Here is a 20,856-nt window from a genome sequence, read left to right on the forward strand (position 1 = left end):
ATCCCCCCTGTTCCCTTTTATTATGGAACAAGAGCTCATTTTTCATTACGGGAATTATTGTCACCCGTTCTATAATGATGGAGTAAGCCATTAATTTCACCGCCAAGTAAAATTACCCATGCAGTTAAGTAAAACCATAACATTAAAATAATGATACCACCGAGACCACCATATGTATTAGCGTAATTTGCAAATTTATCTACATAATAGGCAAATGAGTACGATACCACAATCCATCCTACAGTAGCAAATAAAGCCCCAGATATGACTTCTCTTCGCTTTAATTTCCGATCAGGCGCAAACGTATATACAAAGCTAAATAAAGCGAACAAAACGAAGAAACTCGCTACTAAACGCGTAATACTCCAAACGTAAGAAAAACTATCCGATAAACCAATTGCTTTAAACACAGCTGCCCCAATCACTTGTCCAAATACCGGAACGATTAGTGCAAACACAATCATAAAAATTATTGCTAACGTAAACACGATAGATAAAGCTCTTGTTTTAATAAAGGAACGGGTTTCTGTTACATCATAAGCACGGTTAAAAGCGTTCATAACCGCATTCACCCCGTTTGAAGCAAACCATAGCATCGACAGTAAACCGAATGATAATAAACCACCATTTTGCTCGTTTACAACTTTATCTACGTTTACTTCAATTAAGTTCATCGCATCTTCTGGTACGTACGGTTCTAATAAATTGAGCACACTTTCTGTTTGAAGGTCAATAAAGCCAAGAAGCGTAATTAAGAAAACAAGCCCAGGAAAAATCGCAAGCAAGAAGAAATAAGCGAGCTGTGCTGCCAAGCCCGCTACATCATCGCGCATCGTCCGGTCATATAAATCTTTCCCAAACGAAAAAGTACGATGTCTTCTTACTTTTTCTATAAATTTCTTCATATATTTTTAAACGCTTTTCTTCTCTTCTTTATTTTGCTTTAGCTCAATGTATGCTTCAGTTTTTTTTTCCTCTGCATTTGAGTCTTTCATAAATAATTCACGAGCTTCTTTCATACCACCATCTTCAGCTACCACTGGCTCTTCTTCCGCTTTAAGCTCATCTACCTTCGGAGATACAGCCTGAATTTCGATCGTTTCTGGTTTTTCCACTGGCTCAACTTTTTTCTTACTAAAAATTTCTTTCGTTTCTTTTAACGTCTCTACAACAGACGGCGTTAATTTTTTAATTTCTGCTACTTTCGCTTTCACTACATTAAAATCAGCAAGTTCGCGTCCTTTATCTGTAACACTTTGCACTTTTTCTTTTATCTTCGCATTTTCACCAATTTCAATCATCTTTGTTTTTGCTTTTTCTGCTGTATTTTTTACTTTTTCACGGTTTTCTTTCTTTAACATAGATACAGCTACCCCTGCAGCTACACCAATCGCAATGTTTCGAGCAATATTATTTTTCTTTGCCATATTCCTTCACCCTTTCATTTCTTATGTTAGAAAGTATTACTTTCTAAGCTTCCTCATATTCCTTGTTCATTTCGAATGAAAGCTAATAGCTTTGCACACCCTTCTGTTACAAGGTCATACACTTCTTGGAAGTTCCCTGTAAAGTAAGGATCAGGAACGTCTGTCCAGCCACCGTCTGGAACAAAATCGGACAGCATACCAATATAGCCTCCAGTTTTACCTAAACTTTTTAAATCTGCTATATTCTTGTTGTCCATGGCAATAATATAATCAAACTTTGTTAAGTCTTCTTTTTCTACTTGCCTTGCTTTAATTCCTTCAAAAGCGACTTCATTTTCTTTTAAAATTTTTTGTGTTCCTTTATGTGGTGGATGACCAATATGCCAATCTCCAGTTCCTGCAGAATCAATGACAATTTTCTCTTCGAGTCCCTTTTTTACGACAAGATCTCGAAAAATCGCTTCTGCCATTGGAGAACGGCAAATGTTCCCAAGACAAACAAACAATACTTGGACCATATTTTTGTTTCTTCCCTTCTTGGTGCATTTCTTTGTCCCGCGTTAACGAGCAGTAAGACTCCCACCTCAAAATTCAGCGAATGCAAAGAAGTTAGTTGGGAGATCAACTGCCCGTAAACGTCCGATTGGTTCAACTAATAATCAGTGGGGGATAGCCCTCCCCACTGATTAAAGTTTCACTTTATATATACTTATAGTATAAACAACCAATTATTAATTATAAAGGAAATCCCTACTAATTTAATAGGATTGAAAAGTTTCATTAACGAAAATGATAAAAAATGTTAAGATATCCTTATGTTATTTTAAAGGGGGACACTTCGGTGGATTTATCCGTAAAATCAGAAGAAAACGTTGAATATATGGTAGAAGCTATTAAAGAAAAACTACGCATGGTTAATGCTGGAGCAATGAGAGCAGCTAGCTTTAACGAAGAAATGTACGAGGACTTACGTGACATTTATGAGCATGTTATGAAACGTGAAACATTTAGCATTAGTGAAATGCAAGCTATTACAGAAGAGTTAGGTACATTAATTAAAAAATAACAAAGAGCCTCATAAATAGAGGCTCTTTTTAATTTCAACAAATTCATGACAACTCTGCGCTTTTCCTCATCACATTCTAAAATACTGTACAATGAAAGTAGAACCTCATCTTAGATTTTTTTCTCCATACATACTACTCTAAAAAAATTGCCACACTACCATTGCTAACTGTTTTTACTGGGGGTGCTTACTTATGAGCAATTGGTACAGTAAGACGAAAGATCAAACATTAATCGACCTAGAAACAAATGAACAACACGGTTTAACAGATGAAATCGTAAATGAACGTTTAGAACAATATGGTTCTAATGAATTAGCTACAAAACAAAAACGTACTTTATGGCAGCGCGTTTTCGCCCAAATTAACGACGTCCTCGTATACGTCCTTATTATTGCTGCCCTTATTTCCGCTTTTGTAGGTGAATGGGCCGATGCAAGTATTATCGCGCTCGTTGTTATTTTAAATGCAGTTATCGGTGTCATCCAAGAATCAAAGGCCGAGCAAGCTTTAGAAGCACTAAAGAAAATGGCGACACCTAAAGCTATCGTAAAACGAGACGGCGAACTAAAAGAAATTCCATCTGAGCACGTCGTTCCAGGTGATATCGTTATGCTTGATGCCGGACGATATATACCATGTGATTTACGGCTTATCGAAACCGCTAATTTAAAGGTTGAAGAATCTGCTCTAACTGGTGAATCTGTCCCTGTCGATAAAGATGCAGTCTACCACCCTTCCATGCAAAGTGATGAGCAAGTACCGTTAGGCGATCAAAAAAACATGGCCTTTATGTCGACGCTAGTAACGTATGGACGTGGCGTCGGTGTTGCTGTTGAAACTGGGATGAACTCACAAATTGGTAAGATTGCTACCCTTTTACATGAAGCAGACGATGATATGACACCACTTCAAAAAAGCTTAGCACAAGTAGGAAAATATTTAGGCTTTGTCGCTGTATCTATTTGCGTCATTATGTTTCTCATCGGTTTTTTACAAGGACGAGATACGTTAGAAATGTTTATGACTGCAATTAGTTTAGCTGTTGCAGCCATTCCAGAAGGCTTACCAGCTATCGTTTCCATCGTTCTTGCAATTGGTGTTCAGCGTATGATTAAACAAAATGTTATTATTCGTAAACTACCAGCTGTTGAAGCTCTCGGTTCTGTCACAATTATTTGTTCAGATAAAACGGGTACATTAACTCAAAATAAAATGACTGTTACTCACTTTTATAGTGATCGCACATACGATCATTTAGAAAATTTGAATGTAAATAATGATATACACCGCCTACTATTAGAAAATATGGTTTTATGTAATGATGCTTCTTACAGTACCGACTCACAAACAGGGGATCCTACAGAAATTGCCCTTCTTGTTGCCGGAAGCTCTTTTAACATTCAAAAAGATCATTTAGAAAATACACATGAACGTGTTAACGAACTACCTTTCGATTCTGATCGTAAAATGATGTCAACTGTACATACGTATGATGAAAGCTACTATAGCATGACGAAAGGTGCTATTGATAAACTTTTACCTCACTGCACCCATATCTTTATAAATAACAAAATTGAGGTCTTAACAGATTCTGATAAAAACCAAATATTGGAATCTTCCGGGTCAATGTCCCAAGAAGCTTTAAGAGTACTTTCATTTGCATTTAAACAATATAATGCGAACGATGTGGATATAAATCATCTCGAAGAAAACCTCATCTTTATCGGTCTTGTCGGTATGATTGATCCACCACGTACAGAAGTAAAAAATTCCATTACAGAGTGTAAAAAAGCTGGTATTCGTACAGTTATGATTACTGGCGATCATAAGGATACCGCCTTTGCAATTGCCAAGGAACTTGGTATCGCTGAAGAAAAATCTGAAATTATGATCGGAACTGAACTAGATAACATTTCAGATATAGAACTAGCAAACAAAATTAATCACTTAAATGTATTCGCTAGGGTCTCTCCAGAACATAAAGTGAAGATCGTAAAAGCATTACGTGCTAAAGGAAATATCGTTTCTATGACTGGTGATGGCGTCAATGATGCTCCATCTTTAAAACAAGCAGATGTTGGAGTAGCAATGGGCATTACAGGGACAGATGTCGCAAAAGGCGCAGCAGATGTAGTTTTAACAGATGATAACTTCTCATCTATTGTGAAAGCTGTTGAAGAAGGAAGAAATATTTACCGTAACATAAAAAAATCTATTCTCTTCCTACTGTCTTGTAACTTTGGAGAAATTATCACGTTATTTTTAGCAATTTTACTTGGCTGGGCAACACCGTTACGCCCAATCCACATTTTGTGGGTCAATTTAATTACCGACACACTTCCTGCGCTATCACTTGGTGTTGACCCTGAAGATTCAGATGTGATGAAAGAAAAGCCACGACGCGCGAAAGAAAGCCTATTTAGTGGTAGCGTTCCTTTTCTTATTTTCAACGGGGTTGTAATTGGACTTTTAACGTTAGCAGCCTTTATCGTCGGGGCAAAATTCTATACCGGAGATACAAACTTATTTCCTCTTTTCCCAGAGAAAATTGATGAAGATGCTCTATTACATGCTCAAACGATGGCATTTGTTGTTCTTAGTTTTTCTCAGCTCGTTCATTCATTTAACTTGCGTTCAAGAACGAAATCCCTTTTTTCAATTGGGCTATTTACAAATAAATATTTAGTCTTCTCACTTCTTATCGGGGTTCTTATGCAAGTTTGTATCATCTCCATCCCACCTCTTGCAAATATATTCGGTGTACATGCATTAACAATGCGAGATTGGGGCTTTGTTCTCTTATTAAGTATCATTCCGCTTGTTTTGAATGAAATCATTAAATTAGTTAGAAGAAACTAAAAGGCAATGAGGATTGTTCCTCATTGCCTTTCCATTTATCCTTGTAATTCTTTTTTAATATTCTCTGTTAATGTAGCCATACGTTTGCGACTTTCTTCACGCTCACGTTTATTTTGCTCTTCAATTTGTTGTGTTTCTTGCATACCTCTCGAAATAATATTCCAAGTTTCTTCAAGCGTTTCCATCTTAATACTAGAAGAACCTGATAATCTCGCTACTTCCACACTTTGCGTTGCGATATTTTGTGCATTCTTCTTAAGTAATTCATTCGTACGGCGATCGAGTTCAGCCATAGAATCTGCAACTAGCTTTTGACGTTTCGCATTTACAGCTTGAATGATACCATTTTTAAAGATAGGAATTGTTGTAATAAATGCCGTATTGATCTTACCGATTAATTTATTGTTACCACGTTGAATCATACGAATTTGTGGCGCTGTAAGTAGAGCAACCATACGCGCTTTTTCTAAATCGTCAATACGTTGTTCTAAAATTTCAACAGAGTTTTTCAGAGATTCCAATTCAATACCTGCTAATTGATCATTATTACGTACACGCTCTTCGTACATCGGAACTAGCTCTGTATTTAAACGATCTAATAACATTTCTCCTGCTACTACATACTTTTCTAAGTCTAAGTAATATTTTAAGTTTTGCTCATACAGGCCATCTAATGTACCAATTGATTTTTTCATTTCATCTTGATACTTCGTAATTTCCACATAAACTTTATCAATTTCTCGGCCCATCGTTTGATATTTACTAAAGATTTGTTCAATCATTTTATCCGCTTTTTTGAACATGCGAGAGAAGAAACCACTTTTCTCTTCAGCAAAGTCTTTACTATCAAATCTGTCCATAATTTTACCAAGTTGTTTTAATAATTCACCAGAGTCTTCTATTTTTGATAAAGACATTGTATGTAAAATTTGATCAGCAAAACGTGAAATTTCCATAGAAGGTTCTTTTCCAAGTTCAATTAATTCTAATTGGTCTTTAATATCTACTGCGTTATAAATACGTTGCACATCTGCATCTTGTCTAAGTTGTAAACGCACATCTTGTGCGGTTTGCTCATTTAATTCTGTTTTCGAATCTAGTACGACTGGATTATTCATATGGTATTCTCCCTTTCCTTATAAGAATGGACGAAATAGTCCTTTTATTGTTTGTGATAAATTTTTATAGGCTGATGAACCATGAAACTCAAGATCGAAATTAACTTCTTCAAGCCAATGAGAATCAAATGCTCCTGCTTCAATATACGGTTCAATATCGTTTCTTCCCGTTGGATTAAAGTGGAATACATCTACTCCAATTTGATTTAAAAATAGTAATAAAACTGCATCAGAACGAGTTAATTCTCCGCTCTTCTCATTATTAAATATAACAATTTTCGGTACATCTTGTGAATAATCAAATTTCTCAAGCTGTTCTAAAATGTTCGGTGGGATTTGAGAAAGCTGTGCGAAAACATACAATGCTACATCTTGTTTCGTCTCTTTTGCAATTGGTTTACACATTTCACTTTCGCACGTATGAATGATTGCCTCTGCAATACCATGTTGTAAACCTTCTGGTAAACGTTTATGTGGCCACCAATGACTATTCATAATTAAATCTGGATGTAATTTCCCCCCGCGATCTAATGCATCTCTGTAATGATATTGGAAATTTGCTTTTTGTTCTTTCGTAAATGGAAATGTATTAATTAATAAACTGTTATCAAATGATGTAACAGCCTTTAGTCGCTGAAAATATTCTTTATCATTTTTGGAAACACCTGATATTTTCGCAAATAAAGAAGGGATATAAATGTGTTTATTTTCAACAAAGAAGGTTGGGCGTACAAACGCCTTTTCTTTCGTAATTAAAAAGAGTTCATCGTATGTCGTTTTTAATGTGCGAGCTACAGGTGTATATGAACGGAATTGCCACGGCTTGTACAGTAGTGAATTATCGTGGTGAAGTACTTGTTCAATTTCTTTCGAAGCCTGATATGCTACTGTTGCAACACGCTCGCGGCGGCGATCTGGGAATGGTTCAAGAGAAATACGACCTGGATGAGACACAATAAAAGTTCTTCCCTCTTCATCAATAATCTCAAAGCCATCTTTTCCTTCCGGGTGATAATAAAGCACATCACAACCGAGCATAATAAGAAAATATAAGAAATATATACGACTTTCCTGCGCATCACCATACCAAACGATACGCGGCATTTGTTTCTTATAATTAATCGTAGAGAACCACTTCGCTACGTAATTTTCACTTAATTTAATCATATCGATTAAGAAACGACGAAACCCTTCTGTTTTTAAAGATTGATTATGTTGTTTTTCATACAATTTTAATACCGAAATAAACGTCGTATGTATATAATGCTGTAAATCAGGATTGTCTACTTGCGGTAATAGTTGTTTTCCAGACAAATGGGCTACAAGTCTATTTACTGTAAGTCCATTCGGTGCTTCTTGATGTAATGTAAAAACTTCTTGAATATGGCGCAGTTTTTCGGGATCAATTACCTTATTTAAATTTCGTTCATGCAAAACCTCGATCCCTTTTGCTTCACTATAATCAAATAGCTCATTGAAATATTCATCTACATCATTGGGAACACCAAGAATACGAGTTGCTATATAACTAAATTTCATCTCATTCTCTGTCAGTTCATATTGTGGGCGTTTTTCTAAAAGCGCTTCAAATTGCTTTAAATCTGATTCTTCTTTTAATGCACATGGTTGAAGTGTAAAACGTGAGAACACAACAGTTCACCTCCAAAAACATTTACGTTTTTTATAAAGTCTCTCTTCTATTATAAACTATTTTTAGTTATAAAAAATGGGCGCTCGTATAACGAGCAAACCCATTTCAATTATTTATGTTCATTTTTAGTAGCTGCAACTTCTTCTTTAGCTTGTCCAGAATTCTTCATGTAGTGAAGTATAAATGTTGCTCCAAACGCTACAACTAAAATAATAAAGAACGCTGTATGACTTACTTCAATATGAATAACAGACAGTAGCATTTTTGCTGCAATAATTAAGATTAAAATATAGGCTGTCGTTTCAAGTTCTGGAATACGCTCTAACAATTTTAAGAATACGCCAGCGATACCACGCATCATTAAAATACCGAGCATTCCACCTAATAGTAAAATCCAAACTTCATTCGATACACCAAACGCAGCAAGTACGCTATCTACAGAGAACGCAATATCCATTAACTCAACCATCGCAACCGTTCCCCAGAAGACACCAAACATTCTGAAGAGAATACTATTTTGGTTCATACCATGAGCTTCTTCTTCTTCATTACCTTTTCGTTTATCAATGAAGTATTTAATTGAAAGCCAAGCTAAGTAAAGTGCACCTAGCACCTTTACCCATGCTAATTTAATTAAGAACATTCCGATTCCAATTGCAATAAAGCGGAATACATAAGCTCCAATAAGTCCATAGAATAATGCTTTTTTACGTTTCTCTTCCGGAAGGTGTTTTACCATTACCGCTAACACAAGTGCGTTATCAGCAGATAACAATCCTTCAAGTACAACAAGTGTACCAATTAATCCCCAAGATACTGGATCTTGCAATACTTTAATCCACATGTCCAAGTCGAAAAACTGAGCATACGTATCAAGGATTCCTTGCAAAATACTCATCTTACATTTATCCCCTATTCTTTGCTAGATTTATAGAAAGGTCAAAAAAAGGAAACGAATGTCGTTTCCTTTCTTATGCGTCCAGGCCGTACGCTCTTACAAGCGCACCTAATCCACCTTGGAAACCGCTTCCTACTGCATTAAACTTCCACTGTCCATTATGACGGTATAATTCACAAAAGACAACTGCTGTTTCGATAGAAAAATCTTCTCCTAAATCAAAACGAAGAACTTCTTCATTCGTTTCTTCATTTGCTAGGCGAACAAATGCATTTGCAACCTGTCCAAAGTTTTGATTACGGCCTTCTCCATCATAAATTGTAACTGTAATAGCAATTTTATGAACATCTGCTGGAACCTTTTTCAAATCTACAACAAGTTGCTCATCATCGCCTTCACCTTCACCTGTGCGGTTATCTCCTGTATGCAGAACAGATCCACAAGGAGACTGTAAATTGTTATAGAAAATAAAATCAGTTTCCTTCGTACATTTTCCATTCGCATCTAATAGGAATGCCGATGCATCTAAATCAAAATCAGATCCACCATCATAAGATTTAATATCCCACCCAAGACCAATTACCGCTTTTGTTAAACCAGGGCTTGTCTTACCTAAATCAATCTTCTGTCCTTTTTGTAACTGAATAACCATTTATATTCACCTCTATATTTTAATTTCAAAAAATATATCCATCAGTAAATATACATTTCACTGATGGATATATAAGTCTATTACTCTACATCTAATCCAAAGTTATTACATAGAGAACCTAATCCACCTTGGAATCCACTTCCGATTGCATTGAACTTCCAGTCACCCGCATGACGGTATAATTCACCTACTACAACAGCTGTTTCAATAGAGAAATCTTCTCCTAAATCGTAACGAATTAATTCTGCATTCTTTTCTTCATCTAGAATACGTACGAAAGAGTTAGAAACTTGTCCGAAGTTTTGGCTACGGCCTTCTCCATCATAAATTGTAATTGTGAAGCAGATACGTTCGATATGTGCAGGTACATTTTTTAAATCGACTTTAATCGCTTCGTCATCACCTTCACCGTCACCAGTTCGGTTATCTCCTAAATGCTCTACAGCACCATTCGCACCTTTTGGATTATTATAGAAGACGAAATCCTCTGCTCCTGAAACTTTACCGTTAGCACCTACTAAGAAAATACTAACATCTAAATCGAAATCGTTTTGTCCGTCATAACGATTCGTATCCCAACCAAGTCCTACAAGAACTTTTGAAAGACCTGGATTCGTTTTTGTTAAGTCTACCTTTTGTCCTTTTTTCAATGAAATTGATGCCATATTCAATTCCTCCTTGGTTTATATTATTGATAACGTGATACAATCTCACTTAAGTTTTTATCTTGCGTGCCTTCTCCAACTGCTGAAAACTTCCATTCGTTTCCGTTTCGATACATTTCCCCTGCAATTAAAGTCGTTTTGCCAGCATAATTATCCGACAAGTTATAACGTGCTAATTCTTCACCAGTTTGCGGATTTTGAATCCGAATATATGCATTACGAATCATCCCGAAATCTTGACGACGATTTACACAGTCATAAATATTTACAACGAATACTAAACGATTAATACGGCTCGGAACTTTATGTAATTCTACGAAAATTGTTTCGTCATCACCAGCGCCTTCACCTGTTAAATTATCTCCTGAATGAATAATACTACCACAAGTAGAAAGTTTGTTTCCGAAGTAAACTAAATCGTTTTTGTTTAAAAAGCGATCCCCTTCTAACATAACAACAGATGCATCACAATCTACATTTGGTTTACTTCCAAATAATGAAGACAGAAACCCACCTGATTGCCCAATTGGATCCCAGCCTAAGCCAACCTGTAGTTTTGCTACTTTTGGTTGTCCTTTCGTTAAATCGATCTTTTGACCTTTTTCTAAAATAATAGGCATGCAGTTTCTTCCTTTCTACAAAGCATTTTCCAAGGCGGAAAATATTGTATTCTTCCCTTATATTGTAGCATTATTTACCTAGTGATAAAAAGGATAAATTCTCAGTTATATGAAAACATTCATATAATTTACTTATGATGATGTAAGAAGTGGTAAATAGCACCAATCATTCCTGCGCAATTACCGTTTTGTGCAAGTTTAATCTCACAATTATTATAAATCTCTTTGTTTAAATATTTTTCTACCCCTTCTTTTACTTCTTTTAAGAACTGATTTCCTCTATCAGTAATTCCGCCACCTATAACAATCATTTCTGGATTAAAAATATAAGCAAGGTTACTAATTCCAATCGCTAAATGTTTAAAAAAAACCTCAACTGCTTGCGTAACTTCCCTATCTCCTTTATCATACAATTCGAAAATTGTTTTTCCATTCCAATCACTTTCCCCTTTGTATTTTCGCACAAGACGAATTAACCCTGAAATGGAAGCGACCTCTTCAAACTGCCTTCCTTCTATTAACATATTTCCCCATTCACCAGCACTAAAAGAATGTCCCCTGTATAATTCTCCATCTATAAAAATCGCTCCTCCAATACCAGTTCCAAGAGTAAGCATAATAAAATTTCTTTTTCCGTTTCCAATACCTTTCCACTTCTCACCCAAAGCTGCACAATTCACATCATTTTCAACAGACACAGGAACTTGTAATACCTCTTGCAATCTATCAATAATAGGAATAGTCGCGTAGTTCGGAATATGCTCCGCCCCTCCCGTTACAACTCCTTTATGAATATTAACAATTCCCGCAGTACTAATGCCAATTCCCGAAATCGTATGTTCATTCATTAATTTTCGGGATAGAAGAATAAGTTTTTGAATGATTTGTTCCCCACCCAAATGAATTTCTGTTGGAACTGTTTTATGCTTTAGTACTGTTCCTGTTTCTGAAACCATTCCATATTTAATTTGTGTACCACCAATATCAAATGCAATATATTCTTTCATCTGCTATCACTTCCTCTACTGTAATAAATGTAAAATTCTCATTGCTCTACTATTTATAAAGTGAAACTTTAATCAGTGGGGGGTTTTGTTCATCCCCCCACCTAACTTCTTTGCTTTCGCTGAATTTTGAGGTGGGGGTCTTACTGCCCGGCGAATAGCGGGGTAAAGAGTTTACACTAACTCTTTTCTCTCTTTAGAAATACACCACCTTTTTCTATATATAGTTTTTTTTGCATAAAACTCTTTTTCCTATGAAATATTACAAAGGGATGTATTTTAGATGGAATATTAATTTCTTAGGAGGAAAACAATGACGAAAATCTTCATTTTAGCATCAACACTCTCTTTATCTTTTTTTAGTGGTTTAAATATCGGTAATGCAGCAACGGAAAACTTCTCTCCAGTAACAAACGCAATTGTACAAAATAACGATCATTTAGCAGAAGGCAACTCAAAAGATAATAATAAACCACCAGGAAACAGCGGTTCTCAAGATGATAGTGGTTCTGGTGGCAACGGCTCTGGCGGCAGTGGTTCTGGCGGCAATGGTTCTGGTGACAACGGCTCTGGTGGCAACGGTTCTGGTGGCAGTGGTTCTGGTGGCAACGGTTCTGGCGGCAACGGTTCTGGTGGTAACGGTTCTGATGGCAGTGGTTCTGGTGGCAACGGCTCTGGCGGCAGTGGTTCTGGCGGCTCTGGCGGCAATGGCTCTGGCGGCAATGGCTCTGGTGGCAATGGCTCTGGTGGCAACGGTTCTGGTGACAACGGCTCTGGTGGCAGTGGCTCTGGTGGCAACGGTTCTGGTGGCAGTGGTTCTGGCGGCAATGGCTCTGGTGGCAATGGCTCTGGTGGCAATGGTTCTGGTGACAACGGCTCTGGTGGCAGTGGCTCTGGTGGCAACGGTTCTGGTGGCAGTGGCTCTGGTGGCAACGGTTCTGGTGGCAGTGGCTCTGGTGGCAGTGGTTCTGGTGGCAACGGTTCTGGTGGCAACGGTTCTGGTGGCAGTGGTTCTGGTGGCAACGGTTCTGGTGGCAACGGTTCTGGTGGCAGTGGTTCTGGTGGCAGTGGTTCTGGTGGCAACGGTTCTGGTGGCAACGGTTCTGGTGGTAACGGTTCTGGTGGTAACGGCTCTGGTGGTAACGGTTCTCAAGGTGGCAATGGCTCTCAGGGAGGCAACCGTGTTAAAGGCGACAGCAATTCTCAAGGTGGTGGCTCTCAGGGAGGCAACCGTGTTAAAGGCGACAGCAATTCTCAAGGTGGTGGCTCTCAGGGGGGCAACCGTGTTAAAGGCGACAGCAGTTCTCAAAGTGATAACGGCTCTCAAAACGGCAAAGTAAAAGATAATTCAGTAAAACAAGGCGATAAGTTACCTAATACTGCAACACATTATCCTGCTTCTATTTTAATTGGTCTTTCAACATTCCTAATTGGTATGTTACTATTTATTCGTCGTAAAAACGCAAAATAAAAAATAACATCCTTCCATCTAAAAATTACATGATACAAACAATAAAATGAAAAAGGACCTTGGATCGCATTTTATCATGTAATCCAAGGTCCTTTTTATCATCTATAAAAAAGAGTATTAATACGCTTTTCCCCAATACACCATTTGCTTCGCCTTTTTACTACAGCAAATACATTCGTCAGCTAAACTTTCTTGTTCGAACGGAATACAACGTGAAGATACTCCAACTTCTTCTTTTAATTTTTCTTCACAAGCTAGTTCTCCGCACCACATTGCTTTAATAAAACCTTGTTTTTCATCAGCTATTTTTTTCATCTCTTCGAAATTCGTCACACTATAAGTACTCTCATCTCTAAATACTTTTGCTTTATTAAATAAAGAATGATGAATCTCCTCAAGTAATGATGGAATGCGTTCTTCTAATTGATCCATTGATATAAACTCTTTTTCCTTCGTATCTCTTCTTACAAGTACGACTTGATTCTTTTCAATATCCTTTGGACCAACTTCTAATCGAATTGGAATTCCCTTCATTTCATACTCATTAAATTTCCAACCAGGTGTTTTATTGCTAGCATCTACTTTCACACGTGCAACGTTTTGAATACGCCCTTGTAACTCTGTTGCCTTTTCTAACACACCTTCTTTATGCTGCGCAATCGGTACGATAGCAACTTGCACTGGAGCAACTTTTGGTGGCATTACAAGCCCATTGTTATCACTATGAACCATAATCAGTCCACCTATCATCCTTGTTGATACACCCCAAGATGTTTGGTGTACATATTGCCATTTACCGTTACGATCTAAAAACTTAATATCAAATGCTTCTGAGAAGTTCGTCCCAAAGTTATGAGATGTTCCTGTTTGAAGTGCTTTTCCATCATGCATTAAGCTTTCAATCGTATAAGTTGCCTTCGCTCCGGCAAACTTTTCTTTTTCTGTTTTTTGCCCCTTAATAACTGGAATGGCTAGGTAATCTTCACAAAAAGCAGCATACAAATTTAAAATATTTAATGTTTCATTTTGAGATTCCTCTGCTGTTTCATGAATTGTATGACCCTCTTGCCATAAAAATTCAGTCGTACGAAGGAATGGTCTCGTTGTCTTCTCCCAACGAACTACTGAACACCACTGATTATATAACTTTGGTAAATCATTATATGATTGAACAATTTTTGAAAAATGCTCACAAAATAGAGTTTCAGATGTAGGGCGTACACAAAGTCGTTCCGCCAATTTCTCATCCCCGCCATGAGTAACCCATGCTACTTCCGGAGCAAATCCTTCCACATGATCCTTCTCTTTTTGCAATAAACTCTCCGGAATAAACATTGGCATATACACATTTTCATGACCGGATTTTTTTAACTTTTCATCCATCACTTTCTGCATATTTTCCCATAAGGCATAACCGTACGGACGTAGAATCATACACCCTTTTACACTTGAATAATCAACAAGTTCAGCTTTTTTTACAATATCGGTATACCACTGCGCAAAGTCCTCTTCCATCTTCGTAATAGCTTGTACCTGTTCTTTTGCCATAGTCCTTCTTCCTCCTTTAGAAAATACAAAAAAAGCCCGTGTCCCCAAATAGGGACCGAGCTTTGTCGGCGTTACCACCCTGATTCATACACAAAAAAATTGTGCATGCTCTCTTTTTGATAACGGGAAATTCCCGCTGCATATGCAGAACTCAAAGGTAGGTTCCATATTGCCTTTTTAAGAATCTTTCAGCCTGGCGGATTCTCTCTCTGCTAAAAAGGTTGGACATGTACTAGTCCTTTTTCATCGTTATAACGAAATAAATTTGTTGATTATCATAATACAAATTCTTTTTTAAAACAATAGCTAATTTTCTTATTATTATATATTCTTTTCATTTTTTGCAGTTTTATACGTAGCTTTTTCGAGAGACTTTTACAAGTTGATGTGCAATCATACCGATAAGTGTACCTAGTAGAACGAAGAAACCAATAAATCCATATCCCATTCCTTCCCATCCACCAATAATCATCATTGTAATAGGAAAGGATGCTAAGCAAAGAAGTATTAAACTAAGTGCAAATATAATATCAAACTGTTTGTCTGGAAAACGTTTCTTTAATAAATATGAAATAGCAAATACAAGAAAAATAGTGATTCCACCAATGATGTAAAAGATACCAAAGCCATCCAGCCAATTCATAGTATTCCCTCCTTACATTCATTCTCTTATAATTATTATATGTTCAATTTTTCTGAAAATAAACATATAAATTTTATTCAGAAACATATTTTTATTACTAGGTATTAATAGTAATATATAAGAATAGGTTTTATATAATCAGGAGGTCTATTTTATGAGTAAAGCATTAACAAATCATGTCATCATATTATCTTTCGACTGTTTATCAGCTTTAGATTTTCCTATATTACAAAAACTCCCTAATTTCCAAACATTAATAAACAAGGGGGCGATTGCAAAAAAAGTGGAACCTATTTATCCTTCTGTAACATATCCAAGTCACTCAACAATCGTTACTGGAAACTATCCTAATAAACATGGCGTTGTCAGCAATACATTACTTCAACCAGGACGTGAGTCACCAGATTGGCATTGGTATCGAAAGTCCATTAAAGGAACAACTTTATACGATGAAGCACGCAAAGCAAATTTAACGACAGCTGCCCTTCTATGGCCTGTTACTGGAAGAGCAAATATTGATTACAATTTACCAGAAATCTTTCCAAATAGACCGTGGCAAAATCAAATTTTAGTTTCATTATTTAGCGGTAGTCCGCTATATCAACTAGATTTAAATCGTCGTTTCGGTCATATACGAAATGGACTGTCACAGCCTGAACTTGATGATTTCGTCCTCGCTTCTACTGTACATACAATCCATACGAAAAAGCCTAATATTATGTTCGTACATTTTACCGATTTAGATACTCAAAGACACTATCATGGCTTTGAGTCTAAAGAAACAATAGCTGCAATCCACAGACACGACGAACGCCTTGGAAAAATTATTCATGCATTAAAAGAAAGCGGGATATACGAAGAAAGTACAATTATTGCACTTGGCGATCATAGCGCTTTAAGTGAAAACAAAGCAATCCAATTAAATGTCCTATTTCGTCAAAAAGGACTTATATCCGTAAATAAAAGTGGAAAGTTACTAGATTGGAAAGCTTATTGCCAAAGCTGTGATGGATCTGCCTACGTACATGTAAAAGATAAAAATGATACTGAAACGATTAAAGAGATTCAACTTCTTCTTGAAGAACTTTTTCAGAATAAACAAAACGGAATTGAATTTATTCTGCACGATGAAGGTGCAAAAGAACGTGGTGCTGATGGTAATTGCTTATTTATGCTAGAAGCCATGGAAGGTTATTACTTCCTTGAAAATTATACAGGTGATTTCATAAAAGAAATTAATAAAAAAGATGTTACTTCTAGTAAGAAATATACATTCGGCACACATGGATATTCCCCAACAAAACCTAACTATGAAACAATTTTTATGGCTGCTGGGAAAGGTATTCAAAGCGGCGTTACAATTCCGTATATGAGACTGATTGATGAAGGTCCGACTATCGCTAAGTTACTCGGTTTGCACTTAGGTGAAACAGACGGCGCCATTGTAGAGGATTTACTTCAATTGTAAAGAACTGTGTATATATGTAAAAGTTATGTAAAAATCATCACTGTTTCTCTTTTTATAATTATTATTTTTGTACACTGTTAGTAGAACAAATTTAAGGGGGAACATTATATGAAAAAAATGTCCAGACAAGAAAAAAGCTGGATATTATACGATTGGGCGAACTCGGTATATTCGCTCGTCATTACAACTGCATTATTTCCAATTTACTTTAAAGCAGCTGCAAAAGAAGCTGGACTATCTGGTGCAACTTCAACAGCCTATTGGGGATATGCAAACTCGTTCGCTACACTTTTAATTTCTATACTTGCTCCTATTCTCGGCACAGTTGCTGATTATAAAGGGTTTAAAAAAAGATTTTTCACATTCTTCTTTGGACTTGGCATCGTATTTACAAGTATGCTAGCAGTTGTGCCAACATCTCAGTGGTACTTATTACTAGGATGCTATATGCTTGCATTAGTTGGCTTTGCTGGAGCAAATATTTTTTATGATGCATTTTTAGTAGATGTTACCTCTAAAGATAGAATGGACCGAATTTCTACAAGAGGATTTGCATTAGGTTATATCGGGAGCACAATTCCTTTTATCGGTTGTATTGCTCTTATCATTCTTTCTCAAAAGGGAACTATCCCCTTATCGGTCGGTATTGCTAGTCAAATTTCTTTTGCAATAACAGCTCTTTGGTGGGGGTTATTTACAATTCCAATGCTAAAAAATGTAGAGCAAACACACTATATTGAACGCCACCCAAGACCAATTGCAATGAGCTTCAAGCGCCTTGCTGATACTTTTAAAAATATTAAAGAATATAAAACTGTATTTATGTTCCTAATAGCTTACTTTTTCTATATTGACGGGGTCGATACAATTATTACTATGTCTACTGCTTACGGAACAGATCTCGGTATTAGTGCAACTAATCTATTAATCATCTTATTTGTAACACAAATTGTCGCTTGTCCATTCGCTTTATTATACGGAAAACTATCAGAAACATTTACCGGTAAAAAAATGCTATATGTCGGTATTATTATTTATATCATTATCTGCACATATGCTTATTTCTTAAAAACGACACTTGATTTCTGGATTTTAGCAATGTTAGTTGCTACTTCTCAGGGCGGGATTCAAGCACTTAGCCGTTCATATTTCGCAAAACTAGTACCGAAAGAATCTGCAAATGAATTCTTCGGATTTTATAATATCTTTGGTAAATTCGCGGCAATTATGGGTCCAGTATTAGTAGGTGTCACAACACAATTAACAGGAAAAACAAACGCTGGTGTACTTAGTATTATTGTTCTGTTTATTATCGGTGGATTCCTATTAACTAGAGTTCCTGAAAATGATACATCTGTTACACCACCTACCCCTAAAACTAAAACGATATAAGTAAAGAAAAGACTCCTCTCACACAAGAGAGATCTTTTTCTTATATTTTTAACGATAACGCCTTACATTAAAAACGCTACAGCTGGCTTTACAACTATAGCGGCACATAGTGCAACTAAAAGCGGTATATCATGAAAATCTATCCATTTATTCAAGCCTACCGATGCGAAAAACAAACCAAAAATTAATACAATGAGCACATAATATGTAACATTTGCACCTTCATTATGCGATGCCAAAGTTTTAAACATATAATGTAATGCGATGCTACAAATAAATAGTGCATACCAGTTTACTTGAAGTTCAGTTAACCAATAATAAAGTCCAAACAATAGCGTACTTATAGCTACTAATGTCGTAACTAAAAAGCTTATTTTCTCTCTCCCCAACAACTAATCCCCCTAAAGCTTGTACAAAAATAATTTATCAACAGTTGTTCCTAATACTTCAGCTAAACGAAATGCTAGCGCTAAACTTGGATCATATTTATTATTCTCAATTGCATTTATCGTCTGTCTTGATACGTTACACTTATCCGCTAATGCACCTTGTGAAATATTATTTTCAGTGCGTAATTCATAGATTTGATTTTTCACACCATTTCTCCTAACCTGTAAAATTATTTTTACAACATCAGTATATAGTCGGTACATTTCATTGTCAAAAGATTGCCATGAAAAAAGGGAGCAATTCGCCCCCCTTACAATAGCTATTTCGAAACCAATGAATTTGTCGTTTCCTCTCGATTAACAACATCTTCTTTGTTTATTTGCATGCGTAAAACCGGACCTATCGCTAGTAAAATAAGTGACATCGCTATACAAAATACAATAACTAGTGACGTCATTTCCTTCAATCCTCCAGCTAGTGATGTTCCAATTAGCATGGCGCCCATAAACAGTGGTAAAATTGTTCCATTCACTCTTCCAATCATATTTTCTGGTACAAGTTGAATCATAAGCGTACCGACAACGATATTTAAACAAACGTTTGTTTAACTGTTTTTATGCATATGTAAGCCAACTAATCAAACGTTTGTTTAAAAAGAAATACGCCCCCTATAGGGCGTATTCTCATCAATCACCGCCACCTCCACCACCATCGCAGCTGCCTCCGCTATCTCCACCGAAAGACCCTCCACAATCATGTGAACCTCCGTGCGAGCTATCATTATCAGATCCAGCAAAGAAAAATAATGGTGATGAGCTGTTAGATGAATTATGAATGTTATTTTGTTTCGTAAGATTTACCTTCTTTTTGTTTGATCGAACTGCTGTTACAATTGTTCCAACTACAACAAATAATAGTATGACAATAATAAATTCCATATAAAAGCCTCCCTTAATCCTCGAATAATTGAATGGTCCTCTCTAGATTTTCAAGCGAAATAAAGCGCGATTCACGAAGAATCTCTTTTCCATTATGAAATAATAAAATTGTCGGTCCTGTAAATACCGCATATCGCCCTGCAATCTCTTGCATGTCTTGTAGTAATATTTCTACTTTCTCTACGTAATCATAATTCTCTAATACATAGTTTACTTTCCGTAGCATAACATCACAAACGCCACAATTTTCCGTTTTAATAAATAGAAGTACCAATTGTTGTTTTTCAATATATATTGCTAATTCTTCTATCGTTTCAAATTTATTCATCTTATCCCTCTTAACGTAATTTACGAAATACTTTATCTTGATACATACGAAATGCTGAACTATCTTTAATCTTTCTCTTTTCCATTACCTGCTGAAAGCGTAGTGTTTTTGCTGTTAACTCTTCTTGTAATTTTTTTCTCTTTGCTTCATCATAACAACAAGCGATTAAATCCTCTATTTTCAATATATCTTTTTGCAATTCCATTTCTGGTGGAATCATGCCTGCATTTTTCAAGATTTTATAACTCATTCTTAATTCTGGAGGTACCATTGAAAGATCTTCTAATTGTAGTGGTTTTCCTTGTCCCGGAATATTATCAAGATCACCATTCCGTATCGCTTGACGAATTTTTTCCTCAGCAATGTTCAAAAACACATCCACACTATCCCCTCCTTTACATATTTTTACTATTATTTTACATGAAATTTCATCATCCTGCTACGTCATTCAAAATTGACTCCATAAATTCACCGAAAATTCTTTTAAACGATATATAAAATTAATAATGTATAAAAAGACGGTAATATTCCTTCTTATATAAGCGCACCATAAGAGTGCTTCTTCATACAATTCTCATGTAAGAATTCTCGAAAATCATGTTAATCACAAAGAAAAGGACTCATACATACTACTACTTACTTACTTACTTACTTACTTACTTACGTTACTTACGTTACTTACGTTACTTACTTACTACTTACTTACTTACTTACTTA

21 protein-coding genes, 2 pseudogenes and 1 other annotated feature are annotated in these 20,856 nt (G+C 36.2%); of the genes and pseudogenes, 5 read left to right on the forward strand and 18 right to left on the reverse strand.

The genetic code is table 11. From position 1 onward, the window contains the following. Positions 1-35: 35 nt before the first annotated feature. The 3 genes from CDB3_RS22520 to CDB3_RS22530 are packed head-to-tail and all read right to left on the reverse strand — an operon-like array spanning position 36 to position 1,945. Entirely contained in the window at positions 36-905 is an 870-nt protein-coding gene (locus CDB3_RS22520; RefSeq protein WP_128856012.1) for a YihY/virulence factor BrkB family protein, read from the reverse strand. A 6-nt stretch (positions 906-911) separates the two neighbouring features. Further along, positions 912-1,427 carry a DUF4075 domain-containing protein gene (locus CDB3_RS22525; RefSeq protein ID WP_128856013.1) on the reverse strand — a complete coding sequence of 172 codons (516 nt, stop codon included), beginning with the start codon at positions 1,425-1,427 and terminating at the stop codon, positions 912-914. 53 nt (positions 1,428-1,480) lie between these two features. Then, positions 1,481-1,945, reverse strand: a complete 465-nt coding sequence (locus CDB3_RS22530) for a low molecular weight protein-tyrosine-phosphatase (protein WP_128856014.1) — start codon at positions 1,943-1,945, stop codon at positions 1,481-1,483. 323 nt (positions 1,946-2,268) lie between these two features. On the opposite strand from CDB3_RS22530, the gene CDB3_RS22540 reads away from it, so the two are divergent. Both CDB3_RS22540 and CDB3_RS22545 read left to right on the forward strand, forming a co-directional pair. Continuing rightward, positions 2,269-2,493, forward strand: a complete 225-nt coding sequence (locus CDB3_RS22540) for a DUF1128 domain-containing protein (RefSeq protein ID WP_000366197.1) — start codon at positions 2,269-2,271, stop codon at positions 2,491-2,493. A gap of 193 nt (positions 2,494-2,686) precedes the next feature. Further along, a complete protein-coding gene (locus tag CDB3_RS22545; protein ID WP_128856015.1) occupies positions 2,687-5,353 on the forward strand; it encodes a cation-translocating P-type ATPase in 2,667 nt (888 codons plus the stop codon). A gap of 35 nt (positions 5,354-5,388) precedes the next feature. On the opposite strand, the gene CDB3_RS22550 is transcribed toward CDB3_RS22545, so the two are convergent. The 7 genes from CDB3_RS22550 to CDB3_RS22580 all read right to left on the reverse strand — a co-directional run bounded on the left by CDB3_RS22550 (position 5,389) and on the right by CDB3_RS22580 (position 11,964). After that, positions 5,389-6,471 (reverse strand): toxic anion resistance protein, encoded by a 1,083-nt coding sequence (locus tag CDB3_RS22550; protein ID WP_001064411.1) that lies wholly within the window; start codon positions 6,469-6,471, stop codon positions 5,389-5,391. Between the two features lie 18 nt (positions 6,472-6,489). Next, on the reverse strand, positions 6,490-8,121 hold the full coding sequence (locus CDB3_RS22555) for a YceG family protein (RefSeq protein ID WP_128856016.1): 1,632 nt from the start codon (positions 8,119-8,121) through the stop codon (positions 6,490-6,492). 110 nt (positions 8,122-8,231) lie between these two features. Beyond that, a complete protein-coding gene (locus CDB3_RS22560) occupies positions 8,232-9,020 on the reverse strand; it encodes a TerC family protein (RefSeq protein ID WP_128856017.1) in 789 nt (262 codons plus the stop codon). Between the two features lie 73 nt (positions 9,021-9,093). Then, positions 9,094-9,672, reverse strand: coding sequence for a TerD family protein (locus tag CDB3_RS22565; protein WP_097828925.1), 579 nt, complete (start codon positions 9,670-9,672; stop codon positions 9,094-9,096). Between the two features lie 80 nt (positions 9,673-9,752). Beyond that, entirely contained in the window at positions 9,753-10,337 is a 585-nt protein-coding gene (locus CDB3_RS22570) for a TerD family protein (protein WP_128856018.1), read from the reverse strand. A 23-nt stretch (positions 10,338-10,360) separates the two neighbouring features. Further along, positions 10,361-10,957, reverse strand: coding sequence for a TerD family protein (locus tag CDB3_RS22575; RefSeq protein ID WP_128856019.1), 597 nt, complete (start codon positions 10,955-10,957; stop codon positions 10,361-10,363). Between the two features lie 128 nt (positions 10,958-11,085). Further along, positions 11,086-11,964 (reverse strand): ROK family protein, encoded by an 879-nt coding sequence (locus tag CDB3_RS22580; RefSeq protein ID WP_128856020.1) that lies wholly within the window; start codon positions 11,962-11,964, stop codon positions 11,086-11,088. Positions 11,965-12,274: 310 nt separating this feature from the next. On the opposite strand from CDB3_RS22580, the gene CDB3_RS32555 reads away from it, so the two are divergent. Beyond that, positions 12,275-13,432 carry a cell wall anchor protein gene (locus CDB3_RS32555; protein WP_128856021.1) on the forward strand — a complete coding sequence of 386 codons (1,158 nt, stop codon included), beginning with the start codon at positions 12,275-12,277 and terminating at the stop codon, positions 13,430-13,432. Between the two features lie 117 nt (positions 13,433-13,549). Here CDB3_RS32555 and proS read toward each other — a convergent pair whose 3' ends face one another. Then, positions 13,550-14,980, reverse strand: a complete 1,431-nt coding sequence (gene proS / locus CDB3_RS22590; protein ID WP_128856022.1) for a proline--tRNA ligase — start codon at positions 14,978-14,980, stop codon at positions 13,550-13,552. Positions 14,981-15,027: 47 nt separating this feature from the next. After that, positions 15,028-15,236, reverse strand: a binding site (T-box leader). 93 nt (positions 15,237-15,329) lie between these two features. Next, positions 15,330-15,623 (reverse strand): YesK-like family protein, encoded by a 294-nt coding sequence (locus tag CDB3_RS22595; protein ID WP_128856023.1) that lies wholly within the window; start codon positions 15,621-15,623, stop codon positions 15,330-15,332. A gap of 154 nt (positions 15,624-15,777) precedes the next feature. Between CDB3_RS22595 and CDB3_RS22600 the strand changes: the two genes are divergently transcribed. Both CDB3_RS22600 and CDB3_RS22605 read left to right on the forward strand, forming a co-directional pair. Beyond that, the gene (locus tag CDB3_RS22600; protein WP_128856024.1) at positions 15,778-17,091 is read left to right on the forward strand and encodes an alkaline phosphatase family protein; all 1,314 of its coding nucleotides are present in this window, start codon (positions 15,778-15,780) and stop codon (positions 17,089-17,091) included. A 108-nt stretch (positions 17,092-17,199) separates the two neighbouring features. Next, positions 17,200-18,483: an MFS transporter gene (locus CDB3_RS22605; protein WP_128856025.1), complete on the forward strand. Its 1,284-nt coding sequence runs from the start codon at positions 17,200-17,202 to the stop codon at positions 18,481-18,483. Positions 18,484-18,531: 48 nt separating this feature from the next. Here CDB3_RS22605 and CDB3_RS22610 read toward each other — a convergent pair. The 6 genes and pseudogenes from CDB3_RS22610 to CDB3_RS22635 all read right to left on the reverse strand — a co-directional run bounded on the left by CDB3_RS22610 (position 18,532) and on the right by CDB3_RS22635 (position 20,521). After that, positions 18,532-18,872 (reverse strand): annotated as a pseudogene (locus CDB3_RS22610) (hypothetical protein). A gap of 12 nt (positions 18,873-18,884) precedes the next feature. Next, a complete protein-coding gene (locus CDB3_RS22615) occupies positions 18,885-19,136 on the reverse strand; it encodes a helix-turn-helix transcriptional regulator (protein ID WP_128856027.1) in 252 nt (83 codons plus the stop codon). Between the two features lie 56 nt (positions 19,137-19,192). After that, positions 19,193-19,468, reverse strand: a pseudogene (locus CDB3_RS22620) (MFS transporter); the annotation flags it as partial. A gap of 91 nt (positions 19,469-19,559) precedes the next feature. Then, positions 19,560-19,811, reverse strand: coding sequence for a hypothetical protein (locus CDB3_RS22625; protein ID WP_060486913.1), 252 nt, complete (start codon positions 19,809-19,811; stop codon positions 19,560-19,562). A gap of 13 nt (positions 19,812-19,824) precedes the next feature. Further along, a complete protein-coding gene (locus CDB3_RS22630; protein ID WP_071772393.1) occupies positions 19,825-20,139 on the reverse strand; it encodes a thioredoxin family protein in 315 nt (104 codons plus the stop codon). A 10-nt stretch (positions 20,140-20,149) separates the two neighbouring features. Beyond that, on the reverse strand, positions 20,150-20,521 hold the full coding sequence (locus CDB3_RS22635) for a DnaJ family domain-containing protein (RefSeq protein ID WP_128856028.1): 372 nt from the start codon (positions 20,519-20,521) through the stop codon (positions 20,150-20,152). Between the last annotated feature and the right edge of the window lie 335 nt (positions 20,522-20,856).

The organism is Bacillus sp. CDB3 (genome assembly GCF_002081505.1).
GTDB classification, from domain to species: domain Bacteria; phylum Bacillota; class Bacilli; order Bacillales; family Bacillaceae_G; genus Bacillus_A; species Bacillus_A cereus_AT.